The organism is Dietzia sp. DQ11-71, from assembly GCF_014144995.1.
Lineage (GTDB): Bacteria > Actinomycetota > Actinomycetes > Mycobacteriales > Mycobacteriaceae > Dietzia > Dietzia kunjamensis.
On sequence record NZ_JAALDT010000476.1, the window covers coordinates 1 to 6660 of the forward strand.

The 6660-nt window shown below is 71.3% G+C and carries 6 protein-coding genes; 2 read left to right on the forward strand and 4 right to left on the reverse strand.

What is annotated here, in order from left to right; genetic code table 11:
• Window positions 1-1178: ABC1 kinase family protein (locus G6023_RS14865; protein WP_182636232.1), on the forward strand; the 1178-nt coding region annotated here is incomplete at its 5' end.
• A gap of 39 nt (window positions 1179-1217) precedes the next feature.
• Here the strand turns inward: G6023_RS14865 and G6023_RS14870 are convergent.
• Window positions 1218-3341 (reverse strand): ATP-dependent DNA helicase UvrD2, encoded by a 2124-nt coding sequence (locus G6023_RS14870; protein WP_182636242.1) that lies wholly within the window; start codon window positions 3339-3341, stop codon window positions 1218-1220.
• 96 nt (window positions 3342-3437) lie between these two features.
• On the opposite strand from G6023_RS14870, the gene G6023_RS14875 reads away from it, so the two are divergent.
• Complete coding sequence (locus G6023_RS14875) at window positions 3438-3716, forward strand: mycoredoxin (protein WP_182636234.1); 279 nt, start codon at window positions 3438-3440, stop codon at window positions 3714-3716.
• 43 nt (window positions 3717-3759) lie between these two features.
• Here G6023_RS14875 and nudC read toward each other — a convergent pair whose 3' ends face one another.
• The 3 genes from nudC to G6023_RS14890 form a co-directional block, all read right to left on the reverse strand.
• The gene (gene nudC / locus G6023_RS14880; RefSeq protein ID WP_182636236.1) at window positions 3760-4686 is read right to left on the reverse strand and encodes an NAD(+) diphosphatase; all 927 of its coding nucleotides are present in this window, start codon (window positions 4684-4686) and stop codon (window positions 3760-3762) included.
• An 81-nt stretch (window positions 4687-4767) separates the two neighbouring features.
• Window positions 4768-5847 carry a potassium channel family protein gene (locus tag G6023_RS14885; RefSeq protein WP_182636238.1) on the reverse strand — a complete coding sequence of 360 codons (1080 nt, stop codon included), beginning with the start codon at window positions 5845-5847 and terminating at the stop codon, window positions 4768-4770.
• A 63-nt stretch (window positions 5848-5910) separates the two neighbouring features.
• Window positions 5911-6660, reverse strand: a 750-nt coding sequence (locus G6023_RS14890; RefSeq protein ID WP_182636240.1) for a PD-(D/E)XK nuclease family protein, incomplete at its 5' end; no start/stop codon positions are given.

Below are 6660 nucleotides of genomic sequence, written 5' to 3' on the forward strand. Positions count from 1 at the left end.
CCGATCAGGCCGCCGAGCAGGTCTTCGCCGTTCTCGGGGAACTCAAGGGCGGCGCCATGAAGGTCGGCCAGGCCCTCAGCGTGTTCGAGGCCGGGATGCCCGACAAGTACGCCGAGCCGTTCCGGGAGGCCCTCACCAAGCTCCAGGCCGAGGCACCCCCCATGCCCGCCGCCGAGGTGGAGAGAGTCCTCGACACCCAACTCGGGCTGCGCTGGCGTGAGCGCTTCGCCGAGTTCGACGGTGACGCCGCCGCGGCCGCCTCCATCGGGCAGGTCCACCGCGCCGTCTGGTCCGACGGTCGGGAGGTGGCCGTCAAGATCCAGTATCCCGGCGCCGATGAGGCCCTCCGCTCGGACCTGCGGCAACTCCGGCGACTGGCTCCCCTGTTCCGGCCGCTCAACCCCGGTACCGACATCAGGGGCATCATCGATGAGCTCTACGACAGCACCGTGAGCGAACTCGACTACCGCGCGGAGGCCGACACCCAGCGGGTGTTCTCGGCCGCCTATCGCGACGATCGCCTCGTCCGGGTGCCCTCCGTGCTGGCCTCGTCGCCCAAGGTGCTGGTCACCGAGTGGGTGGACGGGCGGGCCCTGAGCCGGATCTCCAGCGACGGCACCCCCGCAGAGCGCAACCGGGCCGGCGAGCTCCTCACCGAATTCCAGTTCAGTTCCCCCACCCGTGCCCGGATGATGCACGGCGATCCCCACCCCGGAAATTTCCTGCTCGCCGATGACGGTCGACTGGTGGTCCTGGACTTCGGCGCGTCGATCCCCCTGCCCGAGGGCGTGCCGGAGGTTCTCACCTCCATGATGCGGCTCGCCCTGGCCGGTGATTCCGAGGAACTGGTCCGGTTGATGACCCGGGCCGGATACGTCGGCCGGAACGGCCTCGACCCCGCCGACGCGATGGCGTTCCTGAATCCTTTCGTCGAGCCGATGCGCGAGCCCGTGTTCCACTTCAGCCGCGCGTGGATGCAGAGCATCATGTCCGTCTACGGTGACGTGTCGGGGCGGGAGTTCCGGACCTCCCGCTCGTTCACCCTGCCGCGCGAGTACGTCCTGATCCACCGGGTGCTGTCCGCGTCGGTGGGCATGCTGTGCCAACTCGAGGCGTCCGCCCCGTACCGAGAGATCGTGCAGCGCTGGATGCCGGAGATCTTCCCCGACGAGGGCTGACCGGCCCCGGGCTCGGGGACCCTCCCGCGCGGGGCGGGTTCAGGTGGCGCGGATCAGTTTCAGCACGTCGTCGCCGTACTCGCTCAGCTTGTGCGCCCCGATCCCGCCGATCCGGCCCAGTGCGCGGGTGTCGGCGGGCCGCTCCCGGGCGATCTGGGCGAGCGTGTCGTTGGTGAACACCGTGTAGGCGGGTTTGCCGATCCGATCCGAGGTCTCCTTGCGCCAGTCCCGCAGTCGTTCGAACAGGCCGGTATCGACCTCCACCGAGCATTCCGGGCACAGCCCGAGCGCGCGGTGCATGGGCCCGGTGAGCTTCTCCCCGCACCCGCGGCACCGTCCCTTGTCCGAGGTGTCGGTGAACCCGCGCGGTCCGACCGGGGACTGGGCCGGGCGAACAGGGTCGAGGAAGCGGCTGGGGCGTCGGCTGGCCCGGCCACCGGCGCGTCGACTCCGACTCCACGACACCGTCAGGTGCTCGCGGGCGCGGGTGACGCCCACGTAGAGCAGGCGCCGCTCCTCCTCGATCGCGTCCGGTCCGGCGTTGATCGCGTGGCTGATCGGCAGACTCCCCTCGTGGACCCCGATGAGGAACACCGCGTCCCATTCGAGGCCCTTGGCGGCGTGGAACGACGCCAGCGTCACACCCCGCTCGTCCGGGGCGTGGCGTGCCGCCGCGCGTTCTCGGAGCCCCGCGACCACCGGCAGCAGGCCCTCGCGAGCCTCGGCCGTGGCGATCTCCTCCGCGAGACCCACCAGCGAGTTCAGTGAATTCCAGGTCTCCCTGGCCTGGGCACCGGACGGCTCGGCGGCGGTGAGACCGAGGGGCTCGAGCGCCTGCCTGATGACGGCGACGATCTCCGTGGGGTCCGACAGCTGGGAGTACGCCTGCGCCCGCGCCTCGTCCGAGCCGTCGATCAGTCGGTCGATCGCCGACATGGCCCGACGGACCACCGGCCTCTCGAAGAAGCCCTCTCCCCCCTTGAGCCGGTATCCGATCCCGGCCTCGTCCAGGGCCGCCTCGACCCGCTCGGACTGGGCGTTGATGCGGTACAGCACCGCGATCTCCGAAGGGTCCATCCCACCGTGGACGAGATCGGCGACGGCCCCCGCCACCGCCTCCGCCTCGGCGTCCTCGTCGGGGTACTCGGCGAGGACCGGCTCGGGGCCCGGCGGCCGCATGCCCCGCAGGGTGAGCCCGGCACTGCGGAAACGGCCGCTGCCGGCGCCGATCACCGCATTGGCCAGGTCCACGACCTGAGGCGTGGAGCGGTAGTCGGACTCCAGGCGCACGACGGTGGCACCCGGGTAGCGGTCCGCGAACCCGAGCAGGAAGTCCGGTTCCGCGCCGGCGAACGAGTAGATGGTCTGGTTGACGTCACCGACCACCGTCAGGTCGTCCCTCCTGCCCAGCCACGCGGTGAGCAGCCGTTGTTGGGCCGGGGTGACGTCCTGGAACTCGTCGACGACGAAGCAGCGGTAGCGGTCCCGGAACTCCTCGGCGATCGCCGGGACCCCTTCGACGAGTTCGGCCATGTGGCTCAGGAGATCGTCGAAATCGAGCATCCGGACCGGCCCGGAGACCTTGAGGTCCTCGTACGCCCGGAACGCGCGCGCGACCTCGGGGGCCGGCACCGGCAGGTCGCGACCCAGCGCGACGGCCTGCTCCGCGTACGTGTCCGGGGTGAGCAGGCTGGACTTGGCCCAGCCGATCTCGGTCAGCACGTCCCGGATGGTCTCCGTGGCGGGGTCCAGGCCGACCCGGCGTACCGCCTGGGCGACCGCGCGGAACTGCCCGTCCAACAGCTGCCAGGGTTCCTCCCCGTAGACGCGTGGCCAGAAGTACGACAGGTTCCGCAGGGCGGCCGAGTGGAAGGTCCGGGCCTGTACGGGTCCCGTCCCGGCGTCCGCGACCCCCAGCCCCGCCAACCGCATGCGCAGCTCCCCGGCGGCGCGGGCGGTGAACGTCACCGCCAGCACCTGGTCACCGCGGACGTGCCCGGTCGTGACCAGGTGGGCTATGCGCCGGGTGATCGTGCGGGTCTTGCCGGTCCCGGCGCCGGCGAGGATGCACACGGGGCCCCGCGGGGCCAGCACGGCACGACGTTGCTGCGGGTCGAGACCCTCGAGGGCCGACTCCGCACCGTCTCCCCGTCCGCGCCGCATGTCACTCACGCACCCATCGTGGCATCCGCCTCCGACATCGCGTCCGCGGCCTCCCCCCGGGGATGATTCCCGCGGTCGTGCGCGTTACACCCCGTCATGAGCGATGTGACGATGAACGACGATGCCGGCGCCCTGACCCTGTACACCACCACGTGGTGCCCCTTCTGCACGCGGCTCAAGAAGCTGCTGGACGAGAAGGCGATCGGCTACACCGAGGTCGACGTGGAGGCGGACGCCGATGCCGCCGCTTTCGTCGAGAGCGTGAACGGCGGCAACAGGGTCGTCCCGACGGCGCTGTACTCGGACGGCACCACCGCCACCAATCCCCCGGCCTCGCAGGTGCGCGCCAAGCTCGCCGAACTCGCCGGGGCCTGACGCGCGCGTCCGGGCCCGGGGGCGACGCCGGGCACCGGCGCCCTCAGGCGTCGGTGTCGCCGTCGACCGCTGCGACCCAGGACTGCAGCATCACGTGCGCGATGGAGACGGCCGGCGCCACCATGAGGTCGCCACGGCCGGCCAGCGCGTCACGGACCCGGTCGACGTCGAACCACGCGGCCTCACTGATCTCCTCGTCCTCGAGCACGATCGGAGCCTCCGGGTCGCCGATGGCGTGGAATGCGACCATGAGGGACCGGGGGAACGGCCAGGGCTGGCTGCCCAGGTAGCGCACGCGGTCGACGACCACGCCCACCTCCTCGGCGACCTCTCGCCGGACGCAGCCCTCCAGGGACTCGCCCGCCTCGACGAAACCGGCGACGTGCGAGTACATGCCCTCGGGCCAGATCGGCTGGCGGGCGAGGAGCACGCGGCGTCCCCCGTCGTGGACCAGGCAGATCACGGCGGGGTCGGTCCGTGGGTACTCGAGGCCCCCGTGGAACGGGTCCTCGATCGCCCACCCGGCGTCGACACGGCGCGGATGGTGGGTGCGTTCGCGTCCGCGGACGTTGTCGCGATGCCACCCGAGTAGGGCCATGGCCTGGGAGGCCAACGACCCGTCACCCTCGACGAGGTCGGCCCCGCACGAGCGGAGCGACGTCACCGCGGGCTCGGCGGGGAGCTCGTCGACCGGGACCGCCCAGATGTGCCGGGCGTCCTCGGTCCTCCCGAGGAACACCGCCTCCTCGGGGAGGGAGTCCGCGAGGTCCAGGGCGGGCTCCAGGCGGATCCGCTGCCGATCACCGCGTGCCGGCTCGATCGCGAACCTGTTGCGACGGTCCACCTTCATCACGCGCGCCGTGGCCCATCCCCTGGTCAACTCATCGGAGTCCTGCCGTAGGGGTGCCGCCCTGTCGGGCGCCGCCACCGAGAGCACCGGATCGGAGTCGAGGGTGAAGTCCATCGGCATCGTGTGGGGTCCTTTTCGCGGTCGTGAGGGGCGTCGATCAGCGTAGCCCGGTCACCTCGGCGTTCCCGCCCTGCCCGTGGCTCAGCCGGCGATCATCCGGATGTAGAGCAGCCGGTCGCCGCTCTCCAGCGCGTCCGCCTCGGACTCGTAGACCTTGATGAGCTGTCCCTTGCGCACCACTCCCAGGACGAGTTCGGCCAGGTGGCGGGGCGAGCCGCCCACCTCGGACTCCTCGACCCGTCGTTCGGCGATCGAGAAGCCCTCGTCCGGGGTCAGCAGATCCTCCATCATCCCCACGACGGTCGGCGAATTGGTGGCCAGGCCGAGGAGGCGTCCGGTGGTCTCGGCCGAGACCACCACGGAGTCGGCGCCGGACTGCTTGAGCAGGTGCTTGTTGTCGCTCTCGCGGACCGTCGCGACGATCTTCGCGTTGGGTGCCAGTTCCCGCGCGGTGAGGGTGACCAGCACGGCCGTGTCGTCCGAGTTGGTGGCCACCACGACAGCGGAGGCCCGGGTGAGTCCGGCCAGTTTGAGAACGTCGGACCGGGTCGCCGAGCCGTGGACGGTGACCAGACCGTGGGCGGCCGCGGCCTTGAGTGCCTGGGGATCGGTGTCGACGACGACGATGTCCTCCGGGGCGGTGTCGTCGGCGAGCATCGCCGCGATGGCGGACTTGCCCTTGGTGCCGTACCCGACGACGACGGTGTGGTTGCGCACGTGAGTTCTCCATCGCTGGATCTTGAGGGCCTGACGGGACTGCTCGGTGAGCACCGACAGGGTGGTGCCGACGAGCAGGATGAGGAAGAGCACGCGCAGCGGCGTGATCAAGAGAGCGTTCAGCAGTCGCGCCTGCTGGGTGACCGGGGAGATGTCCCCGTAACCGGTGGTCGAGAGGGATACCGTGGCGTAGTAGAAGCTGTCGATGATCGTGATTCGCCCGCCGGGGCCGCCTCCGCCCTCGTACCCGTCCTGGTCGACGTAGACCACGATGGCGGCCAGACTCAGCGTGAGCACAGCCATCAGCACTCGCTTGCCGATCAGCCGCCACGGCGTCTCACTGTGCTCCGGGATGCTCACCACGCCCACGAGCGCGTGGTCGGGGCTCTCGTCCAGCGGGTCGTGGCCACGGAACCGCGATGCCAGTGCGCGCTTCTTCACCATGGGACTCCGTTTCCGCGACGCGTCCCCCGCGGGGACCGTGCCGTCATCGACATGAATCGTCGCCTATCGCCCGCCGCGGGACAACAACCGACCCCGCCCCGGCCCGTCGGAGAGCAGTCGTGACAGCTCGTCGGCGTCCGGCAGATGGGCCGGTTCGATCGTGCGCCCGGAACGCACGTAGTGGAACGCGGCGCGCACGCGGTCGAGCCCCACGGGTCTTCCCAGGCGGGCACTGGCGATCTGGGCCCAGGCGTACCGGTAGACGGCCAGCTGGAGGGCGACGGCCGGCATGTCCCGCTCGGCGGGCACCCGTCCGGTCTTCCAGTCCACGACGATCCACCCGTCGTCGCCGTCGCCGTCGCCGTCGCGGTCGCGGTCGCGGTCGCGGTCGGGGACGGCGAACACCGCGTCCATCCGTCCGCGCAACAGGTGCTCGCCGAGCCCCACCTCGAAGGGCACCTCGACCGCTTCGGGTGTCATCCGTGCCCATCGGGATGCCTCGAACGCCTCCTGCAGTGCGGTCAGGTCCGCCTCGGACAGTCCGTCGGCCGCGCCCTGGTCGCCGGCGCCGGGCAGGTCGTCGATGTCGAGGAGGTGGGTGGCGCCGAAGCGGTGCTCCAGCCAGAGGTGGAAGCGGGTCCCGCGCCGGGCGAAGCGGTCGGGACGGAACGGGACCGGCCTGCGGAGACGGTCCGCGAACTCCCGGGGGTCGGACGCCAGTGCGACCATCTGCCCCGCGGTGAGCCGGCGGGGCAGGATCACCTCGTCCCGCTGTTCGGCCGCCCGCCGCGCGTCGGCCAGCAGCGGTGCCGC

Coding starts and splice junctions, on each gene's coding strand:
- G6023_RS14870 (WP_182636242.1), bottom strand. CDS start 3,341: ATGCGGCGCGGACGGGGAGACGGTGCGGAGTCGGCCCTCGAGGGTCTC.
- G6023_RS14875 (WP_182636234.1), top strand. CDS start 3,438: ATGAGCGATGTGACGATGAACGACGATGCCGGCGCCCTGACCCTGTAC.
- nudC (WP_182636236.1), bottom strand. CDS start 4,686: ATGCCGATGGACTTCACCCTCGACTCCGATCCGGTGCTCTCGGTGGCG.
- G6023_RS14885 (WP_182636238.1), bottom strand. CDS start 5,847: ATGGTGAAGAAGCGCGCACTGGCATCGCGGTTCCGTGGCCACGACCCG.